The organism is Brachybacterium sp. AOP42-C2-15 (assembly GCF_052377065.1).
In the GTDB taxonomy this organism is placed as follows: Bacteria; Actinomycetota; Actinomycetes; order Actinomycetales; family Dermabacteraceae; genus Brachybacterium.
Map to the genome: position 1 here is coordinate 53,380 of NZ_JBQSWK010000020.1, position 16,381 is coordinate 69,760.

Below are 16,381 nucleotides of genomic sequence, written 5' to 3' on the forward strand. Positions count from 1 at the left end.
CCTCAGGAGAACGCATGAGCCGCACAGCGCGCGACCGCGGTGCACGGGGCGCCGGTGCCTGGGGTTCACGTGCCGGGGGAGCCGGTGCCCGAGGTGTCCTCGTCCCTGCCCCCGGGATCGCCGTGCTGATGCTGGTGGCGGCTCTCCTGATGTGGGGAGGGCTGCCCGCGGCGTGGGCCGAGCCGACGGACGAGCCGGCCGCGGTGCCGGATTTTGCCTATCAGGCCGTCGGACCGGCGGTCGCCGGCGCGGGCTCCCAGGCCCAGGCGCCGTTGCTGCTGCCCGGGGTCCACCTGGACACCTTCGCTCTCGGAGCCCAGCGCGACGAGGACGATGCCGGCACTTCGAAGTACTACCGCATCGCGGTGGGGAACGGGCAGCGAGTGCACGCCGCGGCGACGATCGCCGCCGCGCCCTATGCCGACGGGGTACCGGGGAGCGGAGGCGAGTTGGGTCTGGGCGTCACCTTCCTCACCGCGGGCGGGGATGCTTGCGAGGACAGCGGGATCGATGACGTCGGTCAGGGGCGGACGGGCGACGGTCCGATCACCTCGACCGCCATCTCCGGCGTGATGAGCTTCGATGGCTGCGCGGGTGATGAGCTGTTCCTGCAGATCACCCGCAGGGGACCACGAGCGAACGACAGCCCGCTGCCGGTCGAGATCCAGATCGCCATCGAACCCGCCGGGGTGGGCGGCGGCGCTCCGGCGGTCACCGAGGAGATCGAGGATGCTGGCGCCGCTCCCGTGCCGCCAGCCCAGGACGAGCCTTTCGAGGCCGGTCGCTCCTTCGCGACGGCGCCCGAGGTCGACCCTGGTTCCTACGTCATGGAACTGGATCCGGGGGAGGTGGGCCTGGTGAGGATCCCTGTCCAGGAGGGGCAACGCCTGCGCTGGCGCGTCGAGGAGACGTCGCAGCCCGAGGCCGCCGGCGAGCTCGCTCTGCGGGTCACCAACGCCGTCCGTGGGCAGGTGACCGTGGGCGGTGGCAGCTGGCGGATGAACCCTGCTGACCGAGTGGCGGGAGGGGGCATGACCACCCCGGTGGATCGTGGGAACCGCAGCTCCGAGCTGTCCTCCGTCGCCTCGGCGTGGCTGCCGGGCATGCACACGGTCAGCCTGCAGAGACTGCAGCGCCCTGCCGATGCGGAGCCGGCCGGCGACGAACCGGTCACCGTCGTGCTCACGCTCGAGGTGGAGGGCGACCCGGCCGAGGACGCGCCCGAGGGATCGGTGCTCGAGCTCGGGCAGACCACCCTCGAGCACGGTCCCCTCGCGGTCCTCGGCATCGACGCCTCGTGGGGCCAGCTGGTCAAGTTCGGCGGTGCCGGGATGCTGACGGTGCTGGGACTGCTGGCAGGCATCGCGGGCGTGCTGGTGCTGAGGCTGCGCCGGCGCTAGAGGTGCCGGCGTCAGAGGGTCTGAGCATCCAGGCGCCAGCAGCTTCGCCTCCTATGGCCTAGCTGCTCCACGCCTCCCAGAGGCGCGCATAGTCCCCGCCCTGGGCGACCAGCTCATCATGGGTGCCCTGTTCGACGACCGCGCCATCGGCCATCACCAGGATGCGATCGGCGATCCGTGCCTGGGAGAGCCGGTGCGCCACGATGATCGTGGTCCGGCCCTGAGCCACCTCGAGCGCAGCCCGCTCGAGCACCCGGGCCCCGGAGGAGCCCTCGTCGGCCGTGGCCTCGTCGAGGATCAGCACCGCGGGATCGCGCAGGGCGATCCGGGCCAGGGCGAGCTGCTGGGACTGCTCGGCGGTGAGCCGGGCACCCTTCTCACCCACCTGGGTGTCCAGGCCCTGGGGAAGCCGGTCCACCCAGGTGAGCGCATCGACCCTGCCCAGCGCCTCGCGCAGCTCCTGATCACTCGCCTCCGCGTCCGCGAGCTTCAGGTCCTCCCGCAGCGTCCCGCGGAACACGTGGACGTCCTGGCTCACGATCGAGGCGTGGGACCTCATCGCCTCGAGGTCGGCGCGCACGAGGTCCGCACCGCCGTGGAGAACCCGGCCGTGGCGCGGCTCGAGGGTGCCGGCGAGGATCGCGGCGAGCGTGGACTTGCCGGCACCGGAGGCACCCACCAGCGAGATCGTCTCCCCGGAGGCGATGTCCAGGTCCAGCGGCTGCAGGATGATCCGTTCGACGCCCTCCTCGTCGGAGGTGTACGCATGGGAGACCTGCTCGAGCCGGATCGATGCGTCGCCGGGGCGTTCGGTGCCGGGGGAGGCGGCCGGGTCGATCGAGGTGATCACCCCGACCATCCGGGCCAGGCTCGCGAGCGCCGACTGCACCTCATCGAGATTGAAGATCACCGACATCATCGGCCAGAACAGGGTGACCAGGTAGATCGCAGCGGCGGTGACCAGACCGATCGGCGCCCCACCGACCTGCACCATCACGAAGCCCAGCAGGAGCACCATTGCCAGCGCCAGGTTCTCCGGCACGTTCAGGCCCATCACCAGGCGGCTCACGAGATACATCACGCGCATGTTCAGCACCGAGGCGGTCTCCGAGAGCACCGCCACATGGCGGGTCTCGCGCCGTTCGATGCCGTAGGCATGGACGGTGGGGATCCCATGGATCGCCGAGAGTAGGCCCTGCGCGCGGGCGCCCATCGCGATCCGCTCCCGCCGATAGATCGGGGCGGTGCGACGCAGGTACCAGGTCGCGGCGAGCACGTACATCGGCACGATGATGACCACCATCAGCAGCAGCCAGGGCGACAGGGTCGCCATCCCCACCAGCGTGATCACGACCAGGAAGCCGAGCTGGATCAGGTTCGGCACCAGGTTGTTGACCGCGCGCGCGGCGACGTCGACGTCATCGGCAACCCGCGAGAGGGCGTCCCCGATGCCGGTGCGCTCCATCGTCTGCGCGGGCAGGTCCAGCGCCCGATCGATGACGTCCTCGCGCATCCCGGCCAGGATCCGCTGGCCCAGCGCCGAGATCATCGCCCAGCCGAGCGCCATGAGCACGGCCTGGAGGATGCCGACGCCCAGGATCTGGCCGCCCAGCATCCACACCTGGTCCTTCGACTCGCCGTCGACGACCACATCCACGGCCGCGCCGATCAGCCGCGGCAGGAATGCCGCGGCGACCGCACCGCCGATCGTGATCAGAAGGGTGGCCAGTGCCGAGACCCAGTGCTCCCGCAGCCGGGCCGTGATGAACCGCAGGGAGGTGCGCGCGTCGGCGATCGGCAGCAGCTGCGCATGCTCGGCGAGCTGCCGGCGTGCAGTGGCGTCGTCCCCCAGCACCTCGTCCAGCGGGCGCTTCCAGTCGATGTCGCTCATCGTCGCACCACCTCCGCATAGGCCTCGATCCCCATCAGGTCGGTGTGCGCGCCCTCAGCGGCGACCGCTCCGTTCTGCATGAACACGACCCTGTCCGCCTCGCGCAGCAGCGCCGGTGCGCGGGTCACCAGCAGGGTGGCCCGGTCGGTGCGACGGCGCGCGGCGATCAGCGCCTCGGCGATGTTCTGCTCGGTGACGGCGTCGACTGCGGTGGTGGGGTCGTGCAGCACCAGGACGGGTGCATCTGCCGCCACCGCCCGGGCCAGGGCGATGCGCTGGCGCTGCCCTCCGGAGAGGTTCGAGCCGCGGTCCAGGATGCGGGTGTCATAGCCGTCGGGCAGGATCCGCAGCAGATCCTGCGCGCCGGCGGCATGCAGGGCGTGGTCAGCCCAGGTGCCGTCGGCGCCGTCCGTGGTGCCTGCGGGCGCGCGGGTGGCCAGCTGTTCGCGCAGGGTGCCGTCGAAGAGGTCGACCACGTGCGGCTCGACCAGCAGCTCGGAGCGCAGCGTCAGCCGGTCGGCAGGCGTGATCGGCGTGGTTCCCACGCGCGCCCCGGCATCGACCCGGCCGCTGACCGCATCGATCGCGGCCTCCGCATCACGGGCATCCGCACAGGCCAGCGCGACGACCTCGCCGTCGGCGACGGAAAGCTGCGGTAGCTGCAGGCCACCCGCGGCGCCCCGACGGCCGACGTCGGTCCCGGCAGTACCGGCGGCAGTGCTGGCGACATCGCCGCGATCATCGCGCTGGACGGTGAGCACATCCAGGCCCAGCTCCGGATCGTCGACCGTGCGCCCCAGGTCCGTGTACAGATCCCGCACCCGTCGCGCCGAGGTGGACATGCTCGCCCACCACACCGGCGCGCCGGACAGCCCCTGGAGCATGCCCATCACGTAGCGGGCGACCCCCACGACCGCGATCAGCACTCCGAGGGCGAGGGCACCGTCGAGGGCGCGGAGCGCGGCGAGCACCACCACGGCGGCGAGCATGGTGCCGGTGACCAGGGTGGTCAGGCCGGAGGAGATCCCTGAGTAGCGGGCATTGACCAGTGCCGCCTGCAGCGCGATCTGGGAGCGCCGACGGTAGGTGGCCCGGGCGCGGCTCTGCACGCCCAGCCCCTGCAGCACCCGCAGCCCGTGGACCAGGTCGGTGGCGGTGGCGGCGGCCTCCGCGGCCTGGGACTGCTGATCGTCGTAGCGGGCGGACAGGGTCGGGGTGATCACCCGGATCACCACCACCATCACCACGATGCCGCACAGCATGGCCAGCCCCAGCCAGAAATCCGACACTGCCAGGTACACGGAGGCCGCGAGCACCGCGATGGCGGAGGGGACCACCCAGGGGAGCATGTCCAGCAGATCGGAGGCCTTGTCCGCATCCGACGTGGCGATCGAGAGCACCTCGCCGGCGGGGCGCTGCACCGCACGCGATCGAGGGTCGAGCACCGCCCCGGTCAGGCCTACGCGCAGGCGATGACGCTCGAACATGCACGCCTTCTGCGACTGCAGGAACGTCCAGGTCCACAGCAGCACGCCGAGGATCCGCATCGCGATCAGGCCTACTGCACCGAGCACCGTCAGCCGCAGATCCCCGGCCAGGACGCCGTGGTCGATCACCAGGCCCAGCACGATCGGCATCAGCAGCTCGATGCCCTCGGAGAGCGTCGCCAGCGGCAGCACCACCGCCAGCATCCGGCGATGGTTGCGGACGATCGAGCGCATCACCCCGGGCGCCGAAGCGCGGGGCAGAGCGGGGGCCGCGACGGAGGCGGGACGGGAATCGAGCACGCATTGATCAAACCCGTCCTCCCAGCGCAGTGCAATGTTTTTTGGCATGCAGGAGGTGTCGCCCCGGTCACCTCTATGACGTTTCCGCACAGGTCGACCGCGAATGACAGAATGGTGACATCGCCCCCGAGTCAAGGAGACCGTATGAGTGAGCGCACCGTCGAGCTGTTCGTCGACCCCGCCTGCCCCTTCGCGTGGATGACGAGCCGCTGGCTCGGCCACGCCGCCGAGGTCCGTGACATCACCCCGCGCTATTCCGTGATGTCGCTGGCAGTGCTCAACGAGGGCCGCGACCTCGATGCGGACTACCGGCGCAGCACCGATCAGTCCTGGGGCGCCGCACGACTGTCGATCGCGATCGACGAGGCCGAGGGGAATGCCGCGTTCGCCCGCTGGTACACCGCCTGGGGCGAGCGCTACCACGTGGGCGGGGACCAAGACGATCGCCGCCGCGTCGCGGAGCAGGCGCTGGCCGATGCCGGACTGCCCGCCACTCTGATCGAGGCCTATGACAACGTGCCCGGTGACGCCATCGACAAGGCCCTGCGCGCCTCGCACGAGCGCGCCATCTCTCTGGTCGGGGACGATGTCGGCACCCCGGTGATCTCCTTCGGGGAGGGCACCGCCTACTTCGGGCCGGTCATCTCGCCCGCGCCCCGGGGTGAGGATGCCGGGAAGCTGTTCGACGCGATGGAGGCCCTCTCCACCATCGACGGCTTCTACGAGCTCAAGCGCACCCGCACCGGCGGCATCGACTTCAGCTGACCCACCCCGTCCTCCGCGCCTTCCCACCCTCCCACCGGTCACCTCGGCCGGCGCCGCCAGCCCCTGCAGAAACCCCGAAAGCGAGACCCTCCATGCGCGTGCACATCGGCACCGACCACGCCGGATTCGACCTGAAGAACCGCCTGGTCGCGGTGCTCCAGAACAAGGGCCACGAGGTCACCGATCACGGTGCCCACGAGTACGACGCCCTCGACGACTACCCCCCGTTCTGCACCGACGTCGGCCTCGCGGTGGTCGCAGACCCGCAGTCCCTGGGCATCGTGATCGGCGGCTCCGGCAACGGTGAGCAGATCGCCGCGAACAAGGTGCAGGGCGTGCGGGCGGCGCTGGTGTGGAACGAGGACACCGCCCGCCTGGCCCGCCAGCACAACGACGCGAACGTCATCTCCGTCGGGGCCCGCCAGCACACCGAGGAGGAGCTGGAGTCGCTGATCGACATCTTCCTCGCCGAGCCCTTCCCCGGCGAGGAGCGCCACCAGCGCCGGATCGACCTGGTGGGCCTCTACGAGCGCACCGGCGGGTACGAGAAGTCCGCTGCTCCTGCTGCCGACTGATGCCCGAGGGTCACACCGTCCACCGACTGGCCGCCGCCTTCGACCAGGCCTTCGGCGGACAGCGCGTGCGCACCTCGAGCCCGCAGGGACGATTCTCCGACGCCTCGCAGCTGGACGGGATGGTGCTGCTGGGCGCTGAGGCGGTCGGCAAGCACCTCTTCCTGCCCTTTGCACCGACGGAGGACGTCGACCGCGACTCCCCGGCGGTTCGGCACGTCCATATTCATCTGGGGCTGTACGGCTCCTGGACCTTCGCCGGTGAGCCGGGCTTCACCGACGCTCACGCGATCGGCGCGCCGCGACTGCGGATCGGTGAACAGGAAGAGCAACTGGACGGAGAGGAAACGGGCCGCGGGGGCACCGCCGACTGGCGCCGCCTGGTGCCGCGGCCGACGGTCCGGCTGCGGATCGCCGGGCCGCAGGGCCTCGCGGACCTCACCGGGCCCACGGCCTGCGAGATCATGGACGCGCAGGAGCGGCAGACGGTCCTGGACCGGCTGGGCCCGGACCCCTTGAGGGCCGACGCGGACCCGGCGCGCTTCATCGGCGCCGTGCGCCGCTCCCGCACCACCATCGGCGCGCTGCTGATGAACCAGAAGATCGTGGCCGGGATCGGGAACATCTACCGTGCCGAGCTGCTGTTCCGGGCTCGCCTGGACCCCTTCGTGCCCGGGAAGGATCTGAGCACCGGGATGCTCGAGGAGATGTGGGAGGACCTGGTCGCGCTGATGACCTACGGCGCCCGCACCGGCAGGATCGTCACCACCCAGCCCGAGCACCGCGACCTCGAGGCCCGCATCGTCGAGCGCTCCCGTGGCACCCGCCAGAACGGGGACGAGGACCCGGACGTGATCTCCCGCGAGCGGTCCTTCTACGTCTACCACCGCCAGACTCTGCCCTGCCGGCTGTGCGGCACCACGGTGCGCTCGACGGATCTCGCCGCCCGGACCGTGTTCTGGTGCCCGCGCTGTCAGAGCGTCCGCAGCCGCCGCGCGAGCTGGAGCCGTGAGCACCCGGCGGCGCCCTGGGCGCTCACCCCCGGGAACGCAACCGAGGAAGCTGCATGAGCACCGCGATGCCCCCGCCACCCGCCGCGACCGCCGAGGGGATGCTCCCCGTCGGCGACGTCCACGAGATCTTCTGGGAGGAGTCCGGCACCGCCGAGGGCGTCCCCACCCTCTACCTGCATGGCGGCCCGGGAGGTCGGCTCACCCCCGGCTACCGACGGAACTCTCCCGCGGACCGGGCCAGGATCATCGGCCTGTGCCAGCGTGGCGCCGGCTGCTCCACCCCGTCGCCTGGGGTTCCCGGCCCGGTCGATCTCACGGGCCACACCACCGCCCACCTGGTGGCCGACCTCGAGGCGCTGCGTGAGCACCTCGGGATCGACGCCTGGATCGTGCAGGGCGTCTCCTGGGGCAGCACCCTCGCCCTCGCCTACGCCCAAGCTCATCCCGAACGGGTGCTCGGCGTGGTGCTGTTCGCCGTCACCTCCACCTCCCGGCGCGAGATCGAGTGGATCACCGAGGGAGTCGGCGCCCTCTACCCCGAGGCCTGGGACACGGTCGCCGCCCTCGCCGAGCACCACACCGGCTTCGACCGTCGCGACCACGGCTCGCAGCGGCTCCGACTCATCGAGGCGTATCGGCAGATGCTCACCGGAGCGGATCAGAACCTGGTCGACGACGCCGCCCGCGCCTGGATGACCTGGGAGGACGCGCACATCGGGATCGGCGGGGGAGGACCCTCCACCGCGCATGCCGGGGCCGGTCACGAGCCGATGACCGAGTACGAGCGCGGCTTCGCCCGTCTGGTCGCTCACTACTGGGCGCACGACGGGTTCGTCGCCGACTGGGCCGTGCCATGGGGCGGCGAGCCCGGCAGCGGCCTCCTCGGCGGGATGGCTCGGCTGGCGGGCATTCCCGGGGTGCTGATCCACGGGCGCCGCGATGTGTCCGGCCCTGCCCTGACCGCTTGGGAGCTCCACCGCGCCTGGCCCGGCAGCGAATTGATCATCATCGAGGACGAGGGCCACGGCGGACCGCTGATGGTGGAGCACTGGCGCACCGCCGTCACCCGGATGGTCGACGCACAGCAGGTGCCGCCGCAGTAACCTTTCTGCCATGCCAGTTCCCGACCCCTCAGGTGCCGTGCTGCGCCACGCCGCGCTCGCCGATATCGACCCCTGCACGCTGTATCTGCTCGTCAAGCTCCGCCAGGACGTCTTCACCCTCGAGCAGCACGCGACGGATGCTGATCTGGATGGTCGGGAGCTCGACCCCACCACGACGCTCATGTGGCTCGAGCGTGCGATCCCGCGTGCCCCGGCCGCAGAGGTTGCCGCAGAGGTGTTGGGAGCTCCGGGTGAACCGGTGGCGCACCTGCGGGTGCTCAGGGAGCCCGGCGGCACGGTGCGGATCGGCCGGGTGGCAGTGCGCGCCGATTACCGACGCGGTGGTTACGGCCGTCAGCTGATGGCCGGGGCGCTCGCGCATGCTCGGGAGGTCGCGCCGAGGGCCGAGGTGCACATCGACGCCCAGGCCTACCTCGAGCAGTGGTACGCCGCGATGGGCTTCGAGTCCCTCGGCGGGCTGTTCATGGAGGCTGGGATCGAGCATGTGGCGATGGTGCTGCGGCCGGATCGCGGCTGAGGCGTCGGGCGCGGCGTTCGGGCAAGCGTCCCGTCCCTGCCTACTTCCCGCGCGACTCAATCTTCTCCCGCGACTCAGTCTTCTCCCGCGGCTCGGCCTTCCCCCCGTGACTCGATCAGCGCCACGATCTCCTCGCGCTCGAAATATCTCGCGGTCTCCAGGGCGCTCGGGGTGCCCAGCCCCGGATCGGCGCCAGCGCCGAGCAGGACCTCCGCGACCGCGGTGAAGCCCTTGAAGGCGACGCCCGCAAGCGGTGACTGACCGCGATCATTGCTCAGGTCCACGTCCGCCCCGCGGACGGCCAGCTCACGCACCAGCTCGGCATGGCCGTGATAGGCAGCGAGCATCAGCGGAGAGTTTCCGGCGCCATCGCGGAGATCCACCGGGGCGCCCTGGTCGATGAGCGAGAGCAGGGTCACGGAGTCGCCGTTGCGGGCAGCATCGAGCAGGGAGTGGGCCAGCTCGATCACGGCGTCATCGGTGGCAGAGTCGTTATCCGTCATTGCACGAGAGTACTGCGGGCCGCCAGAGGACGCCGCGGGCTACCATCCGCTCATGGAGGCAGAATCGAGTGAGCGTGCGGCGGGGACAGGGGCGCTGCGACCCCTCACGCCGGCTCTGGCGGAGCGCTACGGGGTGAGACCCCGGAGGCGAGTCAGTACGTGGCTGATCGGGGTGGCGGCGGTGCTTGCTGCCGGGGTCGCCATAGTCGGCGAGGCAGGAGCAGCCGGCGTGCTGGCCGCGCTCTCCTGGGCGCTGCTGCTGGCCTGGGCGGATCGGCGCGCACGACGGCCGCTGGTGTTCGTCCTCGGAGCTCTGCTCGCGATGCTGGTGGCACTGCTGCTTCCGCTGGGACGCCACCTGCCCGAATTCTTCGCCGACCCGCAATGGATCCCCTTTGCTGTCATCTACATCCTGTTCGCTTTCGGCGGCGTGATCCCTTGGATCGTGACGCCCGTGGTGACGTATCTGTGGTTCGCTCGCACGAGGCGTATTCGATAGCTCAGGCCTGCAGGTCGATGTGTCACGGGCCGGATGTGTCCTGGTCGTCCGTCGGTCTTCTCGGCAGCTCAGAGGCACAGGCTCGCGCAGCGCTCACCCCACCAGCATCTCCGCGAGCAGCGGCCATACGGCGAGCCCGAGCGCGATCGTGACGCCCAGCAGGTCCGCGCGCCGCAGCGGGCTCGGCAGCGCCCAGGTGCGGGTGGTCGCGGTCGCGAAGCCTCGTGAGTCCATGGCGAGGGCCTGCTGCTGGGCGCCGCGCAGGGCATCGACCAGCAGGGCCAGGGTGGCTCCGGCCAGCATTCTCGGGGAGGTGCGGGTGCCGATCCCGCGCAGCACCCGGGCATGGGTGATGATCTCCCACTGCCGGCCCAGATGGCCGGCGCGGACGAGCCCTGCGACCGAAGCGGCGATCATGCGGGCGGGCATCCGCAGCCTGCCTCCGAGGGCGTCGCCCAGCGCCGTGGGGTCCACGCTCCCGAGCGCCAGCACCCCGGGCGCGACGAACACGGTGATGCGTGCGGCCTCCTTGGCGCCGAGCAGCCAGGCCTCGGCGGAGAGGGAGGGGGCGTCGCCCAGCAGAGCGGAGGTCCAGGCCAGGCCTGCGGCCGAGAGCAGGATCGGAGTCAGCCGCAGCAGACCCCCGCGCACGGACCGCACCGCAAGTGGCGCCAGCAGCACGATCGGGAGCAGGGCCAGGAGCCCGCCCTGCCAGGACTGCACCGCGAAGGAGCCGATCGCGGCGAGGATCCCGATGAGGCTCAGCACCAGCGGATTCAGTGCGTCGGCGGGAATCGTGCGAGCGCGGGGGACCGGGCCGATGGTGCGATCGGGGCTCTTGCTGCCAGATCCGCCGTCCTCAGCATCCGGCCCGCTCAGGCGGTGCTCGACGTCTCCCTGCGCGATCAGCTCTAGGTCGTGGGTGGCCGCCACCACAGCGCAGCCCTCGGCTCGCGCGGCGGCCAGCAGCTCGAGCACCGCCGCATGGCGTGCCGCGTCCAGTCCCACGGTGGGTTCGTCCAGCACCAGCAGGCGAGGCTTCTGGGCGAGGGCGGCGATGATCGCGAGGCGTCTCTGCTCCCCGCCGGAGAGGGTGTGGGGGTTGGCCTGGGCGAGGTCGCTCAGGCCCGCTCGCTCCAGGAGCTGATCGGCGAGCTGCTCGTCGCGTGCCCAGGGGGAGGCGAGCACCTCCTCACGCACGCTGCCGGCGACGAAGGAGTGCTCGGGGTTCTGGGGCACGAAGGCGACGTGCTCGGGCGCGGGCCGCTCCACGCTCCCAGCGGACGGGGCGGTCAGACCGAGCAGCGTGCGCAGCAGCGTGGTCTTGCCGCTGCCGCTGGGGCCGGTGATCACGCACAGCTCTCCGCTGCGCAGCTCGAGGGTCAGATCGTCGAGCACGGCCAGGCCGCCCCGCTGGGCATCGATGCCCCGCAGGGCCGCGATCACGGCGCCCTCGTGCTGCGCGCGGGGAGCCGAGCGGGTGGGTGCGGCGGGGGAGGCGGTCATGCCGGCTGCGATCTCGTGGGGCGGGCCGTCGGCCACGATCTGTGCCTGCTCACCGAGCACGATCAGGCGCTCCACGTGGTCCAGCCACGGTGCGAGCCGGTGCTCGGCGACCACCAGGGTGCGGCCCGCCGCGGTGGCCAGGATCGACTCGCGCACCGCAGCGGCGGTGGCTTCATCGAGCATCGACGTCGGCTCATCCAGCAGCAGCGCCGAGGGATCCAACGCGAGCGATCCCGCCAGGGCCAGGCGCTGCTGCTGCCCGCCGGAGGCATCCAGCGGCGCACGGTCGGAGGGGAGATCCACCAGCGCCGCATCGAGCGCCGCGGTGGTGCGGGCCTGGATCTCCGCACGTGGCAGGGCGGCATTCTCCGGGCCGAAGGCCGCCTCCCGGCCGACGGTCGCCGCGACCAGGGCGTCCAGAGGGTTCTGCAGCAGCAGGCCCCGCTCGCCGGGGCGGGCGGGGCCGGGCGCGCTGCCGGTCAGCTCTCCGGTCTCCTCGTCCAGGAGACCGGCCAGGGCCCGCAGCACGGTGGATTTCCCGCTGCCGCTGGCCCCGGCCAGCAGCACGCGCTGCCCGGCGGGGATCTCCAGGTCGAGGTCGAGGACGGTGGGCTCGGCCCGCGTGTACGGCTGCCAGGTGAGCCCTCGCAGGGACAGGTCCGTCACGCCCGGGCGTCGTCCGGTGCCATGCGCTCAGCCTGTGATCCAGCAGATCCTCCGGAGGGCGATGCGGCTCGTACCCGCTGGGCGCGCTCCCTGCCCGCCGGCATCGAGTCCAGAGCCCCGGTGGCGGCCAGGGCACGGCTGGCGGCCCATCCCAGCACGCCGCACAGCAGCGCCCCGGAGAGCAGGAAGAAGCCGAGCATCACGAGGGAGTAGGTCCAGCTCATCTCCTGGTAGTAGGCGAACTTCTCCCAGCCCCACTCCAGCAGGGCCGAGAGCATCCCGCCCAGCATCGCGACCGGCAGCGTGAAGCGCTGGTAGCGGAAGGCGAGGAACGCGAGCTCCACCCCGCCGCCCTGCATCAGGCCGGAGATCGCCGTGCCCCAGCCCCACTGGCTGCCCAGCAGCATTGACAGCACGGCGGCGATCATCTCGGCCAGCAGCGCAGCGCCGGGCTTGCGCACGATCAGGGCGGCCAGGACGGCAGGCAGGAACCAGATCCCGGCCAGGAGTCCCTCGGCGGGTTTGAAGGCTGCGGTGAGCGGCCCGATCAGGGTGTACAGCTGGCCGTACCCCAGGAATGCGACACCGAAGGCGGCGCCGATCAGAACCGTGACCAGCAGATCTACGGTGCGGAAACGAATCATCACTTCTCCTTCCTCAACGGAAGGGGCGTCCAGCACCGATGGTGCCGCACGGATATCCCGACTCCCTACGCCGGTGTGAGCCGGATCAGGTTCGAGGGTCTGCGCCTGGTGCGCACTCTCAGCACCGCTCGGTGCTCCCCTGTCAGTGGATGACAAGGAGCCACTCTACCCCAACGGGCGCCCTGACCGGGGCCGCGGGGGCATCACCGAGCAGCAGCCCCGGCGCCGTGGCGGCACCCGCTCAGAGGCGGGCGCGGATCGCCTGGTCGACGGCCTCGGCCGTCGCCTGAGGATCGACCGGCGAGATGATGAAGTGGGTGGAGCCGCGGCCGATGATCTCGACCATCAGGCCGGGCCGGGTGGCCATCACCCGGTAGGCGGCGCGCGGCTCGTCCACGGTGAAGACCTTCCGCTTCCCGACAGGGGTGAGCTCCTGGGCGTGGGGTGTGAGCACGGTGCCGCGCCGCCACCCGTAACCGCCGAGGGTCACCCCGGCGCGTGACGAGGGCAGCTCTCGCAGCTGCACGGTGCGGAACTCCGACAGCGGCCACGGCCTGCGCGGCAGGAAGCCGCCCAGGCTCACGGTGAGGCCGTGCTCATCCACGATGAAGCGCGTCCACTGCCCCATCCAGGTCCACACCGCCAGGGCGAGGAACAGCGCCGCCACCAGGAGAACTCCCGGCAGGCTGGAGCGCTGGGACATCAGCAGCACAAGGATCACGCCGAACAGCAGGGTGATCCCGATCCTGGTCCAGCCGATCCAGGAGGGCCGGGTGCGCCCCACATAGAACGGAGGTTCGGGCCTCACCAGATCGTCACCCGCTCCTCCGGCGCGCGGTACATGGCGTCACCCTCAGTCACCGCGAAGGCGGCGTGGAACTCCTCGAGATGGCCCACCACCGTGTTGCAGCGGAACTCCATCGGCGCATGGGGGTCCACAGCCAGCCGACGGATCGCCTCCTGGTCACGGTTCTTCCCGCGCCACACGGTGGCCCAGGACCAGAACACGCGCTGCAGCCCGGTGAATCCGTCGAGCTCGACGTCGATGTCAGCGGCGTCGTGACTTGCCAGGTAGGCCTTCACAGCGATCGAGAGACCGCCCAGGTCGCCGATGTTCTCGCCTATCGTCAGCGCGCCGTTGACGCGATGGGACTCGTCGAGATCACGGGGGGAGAGCTCGGAGTACTGGGCGATGAGCTGTGCGGCACGGGTGTCGAAGGCCTCGCGGTCCTCGGGAGTCCACCAGGAGATCAGGTTGCCGTCGCCGTCGTACTTGGAGCCCTGGTCATCGAAGCCGTGGCCCACCTCATGCCCGATCACCGCGCCGATCCCGCCGAAGTTCACCGCGTCGTCCGCCTCCGCATCGAAGAACGGCGGCTGCAGGATCGCGGCAGGGAAGACGATCTCGTTCCGGCCGGGGTTGTAGTAGGCGTTGACCGTCTGCGGAGTCATGTGCCATTCGGTCTCGTCGATCGGGCCGCCCACCTTCGCGTACTCGATGGCCGCCTCGAAGCGGCGGGAGGCGCGGGCGGTGGCCACCAGGTCGCCGGGGACGATCTCGAAACCGTCGTAGTCGCGCCACACCTCGGGATAGCCGATCTTCGGCGTGAACTTCTCGAGCTTGGCGAGCGCCTTCTCGCGGGTCGCCGGAGTCATCCACGGCAGCTGCTCGATGGAGTCGCGGTAGGCGTCCATCAGCGCCTCGACCAGCTCGGTCATCCGCTCCTTGTGGGAGGTGGGGAAGTGGCGGGCGACGTACTCGCGGCCGACGGCGAAACCGGCGGCACCTTCGACGAAGGCGACGCCGCGCTTCCAGCGCTCCCGCAGCTCCTCAGCACCGGAGAGCACGCGGCCGGAGAAGGCGAAGTTCTCCTCGACGAGCGCGGCCGGCCCGTAGGGCGCGTAGGAGGAGACGGCGTGGAGGGCGAGCCAGGTGCGCAGCACCGCGAGGTCCTCTCCCGCCAGCAGCTCCGCCGCGGCGGAGACGTACTCGGGCTGGCTCACGGAGACCACCTCGAACGCCCGCGCCGGAGCGCCGGTGCCCTCGATGTAGGCCTCCCAGGGGAAGGCGGGGGCGAGCTCGCGGCGCGCGGCGGAATCCATCGGGTTGTAGGACTTCTCCCGATCGCGCAGACGGACCACGTCCACGTGGCAGCCGGCCAGGCGAGTCTCGAAATCCATCACGGCGCGGGCGAGGTCCTCGGCGCCGCCGGCGACCAGCCCATCCCTGCCGGGCAGTCCGGCGAGATCGCAGAGGCGGGCGAGGTGGCCCTCGTACGCCTCGCGGATCTCGGCGTAGCTGTCCTCGCGGTAGTAGGACTCATCCGGCAGGCCCAGCCCGCCCTGATGGATCTTGACCTGGTAGTTCGTGGAGTCCCGGTCGTCGGTCCAGACGTAGGACAGCAGCGCCGAGGCCCCTGAGTCGGGCGCGGCCATGGTGCGGGTGACGGCCTCGAGGTCGGTGGTGGAGGTGATCGTGTCGAGCAGCTCGTCGAGCACCCCGAAGCCGGCCTTCTCGATCGCGTCGGTGTCCATGAACATCCGGTACAGGGCGCCCACACGGCCGTGGTCGGTGGTCGGGACCTCGCCGCTCGGCGCGTCGGTCGCATCCGTCGCCGCCTCCTCGATGATCTCCCGCACCCGCTCCTCGGAAAGATCCCGGAGGGCATGGAAGGCGCCGTCGCTCGAGCGGTCCGCCGGCATCTCGTGCTCGCGCAGCCACCGCCCGTTCACGTGACCGAACAGGTCGTCCTGGATGCGGACGGACTCGTCGACCTGGTCCAGGGAGAGGCCCGAGAGGCGGGTCGTGGAGGTGGGGGCAGTGGTCATCATCGGCTCCTGCGAGGGGTGAGGGGTACGAGTGAAATGCGAAGTGCGGGGAAAGATGCTCAGGGAGCAGGAGCTCAGAAAGCACCCATCCCGAGCGCGGCGAGGGCCACGGTCAGGACTCCGAGGGCGAGCGGAGCATAGGCCCAGGGGGTGCGAGAGCGTTCAGCGGGGGCACGGCGCTGGAGCACCAGGGTGGACAGCCCGGTGCCGATCGAGAGCACCGCAGTGCCGATCACCAGCACCGGTGAGAGGATCACCAGCACGGTCGCGCCGACCTGGAAGAGCACGGTGCCGAGCACGTCCAGCAGCCGCATGACCACCGTGGAGCGGGCTCCGACCCGCTGCGCCAGCAGGGTGGAGATCGCAGCCTTCGACCAGTCACCGGGGCGGGCGATCCGCTGCCGGGTGGTGATGGTCTGCGCGGTGGCGAGGACCAGCCAGACCAGCGCGCAGCCGGCACCGATCCAGATGCCCAGCTCAGTCCGGATGTCCCCCGGCCACAGCAGTATGGCCAGCAGCACCGTGGCGACGCGCAGCAGCTCGTCGACGACGCTGCGCACGGCGAGCAGGCCGGGGTTGATCGCCAGCTGCTTGCGGGTGCGCGCCACGAACAGGCTGGTGGCGACCAGCGAGATCAGCTGGAGAGCGCCGAGGGCGAATCCGAG

The 16,381-nt window shown here is 71.1% G+C and carries 15 protein-coding genes and 1 riboswitch; of the genes, 7 read left to right on the top strand and 8 right to left on the bottom strand.

Features of this window, described 5'->3' with window-relative positions; translation table 11 throughout:
- Positions 1-14 precede the first annotated feature (14 nt).
- Positions 15-1,400 (top strand): hypothetical protein, encoded by a 1,386-nt coding sequence (locus ACT3SQ_RS12070; protein WP_442331708.1) that lies wholly within the window; start codon positions 15-17, stop codon positions 1,398-1,400.
- A 58-nt stretch (positions 1,401-1,458) separates the two neighbouring features.
- Here ACT3SQ_RS12070 and ACT3SQ_RS12075 read toward each other — a convergent pair whose 3' ends face one another.
- On the bottom strand, positions 1,459-3,291 hold the full coding sequence (locus ACT3SQ_RS12075; protein ID WP_444601157.1) for an ABC transporter ATP-binding protein: 1,833 nt from the start codon (positions 3,289-3,291) through the stop codon (positions 1,459-1,461).
- Entirely contained in the window at positions 3,288-5,078 is a 1,791-nt protein-coding gene (locus ACT3SQ_RS12080) for an ABC transporter transmembrane domain-containing protein (protein ID WP_444501746.1), read from the bottom strand. Before ACT3SQ_RS12080 ends, ACT3SQ_RS12075 begins: the two co-directional genes overlap by 4 nt.
- Positions 5,079-5,222: 144 nt before the next feature.
- Between ACT3SQ_RS12080 and ACT3SQ_RS12085 the strand changes: the two genes are divergently transcribed.
- The 5 genes from ACT3SQ_RS12085 (at position 5,223) to ACT3SQ_RS12105 (ending at position 9,069) form a co-directional block, all read left to right on the top strand.
- Positions 5,223-5,843, top strand: a complete 621-nt coding sequence (locus ACT3SQ_RS12085) for a mycothiol-dependent nitroreductase Rv2466c family protein (RefSeq protein WP_444601158.1) — start codon at positions 5,223-5,225, stop codon at positions 5,841-5,843.
- A 92-nt stretch (positions 5,844-5,935) separates the two neighbouring features.
- Positions 5,936-6,418, top strand: a complete 483-nt coding sequence (locus ACT3SQ_RS12090; RefSeq protein WP_444601159.1) for a ribose-5-phosphate isomerase — start codon at positions 5,936-5,938, stop codon at positions 6,416-6,418.
- On the top strand, positions 6,418-7,485 hold the full coding sequence (locus ACT3SQ_RS12095) for an Fpg/Nei family DNA glycosylase (protein WP_441444131.1): 1,068 nt from the start codon (positions 6,418-6,420) through the stop codon (positions 7,483-7,485). The genes ACT3SQ_RS12090 and ACT3SQ_RS12095 overlap by 1 nt, the downstream gene beginning before the upstream one ends.
- On the top strand, positions 7,482-8,531 hold the full coding sequence (locus ACT3SQ_RS12100; protein WP_441444130.1) for an alpha/beta fold hydrolase: 1,050 nt from the start codon (positions 7,482-7,484) through the stop codon (positions 8,529-8,531). The genes ACT3SQ_RS12095 and ACT3SQ_RS12100 overlap by 4 nt, the downstream gene beginning before the upstream one ends.
- Before the next feature lie 10 nt (positions 8,532-8,541).
- On the top strand, positions 8,542-9,069 hold the full coding sequence (locus tag ACT3SQ_RS12105; protein ID WP_345077883.1) for a GNAT family N-acetyltransferase: 528 nt from the start codon (positions 8,542-8,544) through the stop codon (positions 9,067-9,069).
- Positions 9,070-9,143: 74 nt separating this feature from the next.
- On the opposite strand, the gene ACT3SQ_RS12110 is transcribed toward ACT3SQ_RS12105, so the two are convergent.
- The gene (locus tag ACT3SQ_RS12110) at positions 9,144-9,572 is read right to left on the bottom strand and encodes an ankyrin repeat domain-containing protein (RefSeq protein WP_345077886.1); all 429 of its coding nucleotides are present in this window, start codon (positions 9,570-9,572) and stop codon (positions 9,144-9,146) included.
- 52 nt (positions 9,573-9,624) lie between these two features.
- Between ACT3SQ_RS12110 and ACT3SQ_RS12115 the strand changes: the two genes are divergently transcribed.
- On the top strand, positions 9,625-10,071 hold the full coding sequence (locus ACT3SQ_RS12115; RefSeq protein WP_442331714.1) for a hypothetical protein: 447 nt from the start codon (positions 9,625-9,627) through the stop codon (positions 10,069-10,071).
- A 93-nt stretch (positions 10,072-10,164) separates the two neighbouring features.
- Here the strand turns inward: ACT3SQ_RS12115 and ACT3SQ_RS12120 are convergent, their stop codons facing one another.
- The 5 genes from ACT3SQ_RS12120 to ACT3SQ_RS12140 all read right to left on the bottom strand — a co-directional run.
- Positions 10,165-12,243: an ATP-binding cassette domain-containing protein gene (locus ACT3SQ_RS12120; protein WP_442331715.1), complete on the bottom strand. Its 2,079-nt coding sequence runs from the start codon at positions 12,241-12,243 to the stop codon at positions 10,165-10,167.
- Entirely contained in the window at positions 12,240-12,887 is a 648-nt protein-coding gene (locus ACT3SQ_RS12125) for an ECF transporter S component (protein ID WP_441444127.1), read from the bottom strand. The genes ACT3SQ_RS12120 and ACT3SQ_RS12125 overlap by 4 nt, the downstream gene beginning before the upstream one ends.
- Before the next feature lie 45 nt (positions 12,888-12,932).
- A riboswitch (TPP riboswitch) is annotated at positions 12,933-13,038 on the bottom strand.
- Between the two features lie 90 nt (positions 13,039-13,128).
- Positions 13,129-13,695 carry a hypothetical protein gene (locus ACT3SQ_RS12130; RefSeq protein ID WP_441444126.1) on the bottom strand — a complete coding sequence of 189 codons (567 nt, stop codon included), beginning with the start codon at positions 13,693-13,695 and terminating at the stop codon, positions 13,129-13,131.
- Positions 13,692-15,716: a M13 family metallopeptidase gene (locus ACT3SQ_RS12135; protein ID WP_441444203.1), complete on the bottom strand. Its 2,025-nt coding sequence runs from the start codon at positions 15,714-15,716 to the stop codon at positions 13,692-13,694. Before ACT3SQ_RS12135 ends, ACT3SQ_RS12130 begins: the two co-directional genes overlap by 4 nt.
- Before the next feature lie 74 nt (positions 15,717-15,790).
- A partial coding sequence (locus tag ACT3SQ_RS12140; protein ID WP_444601160.1) for a hypothetical protein occupies positions 15,791-16,381 on the bottom strand: 591 nt, incomplete at its 5' end.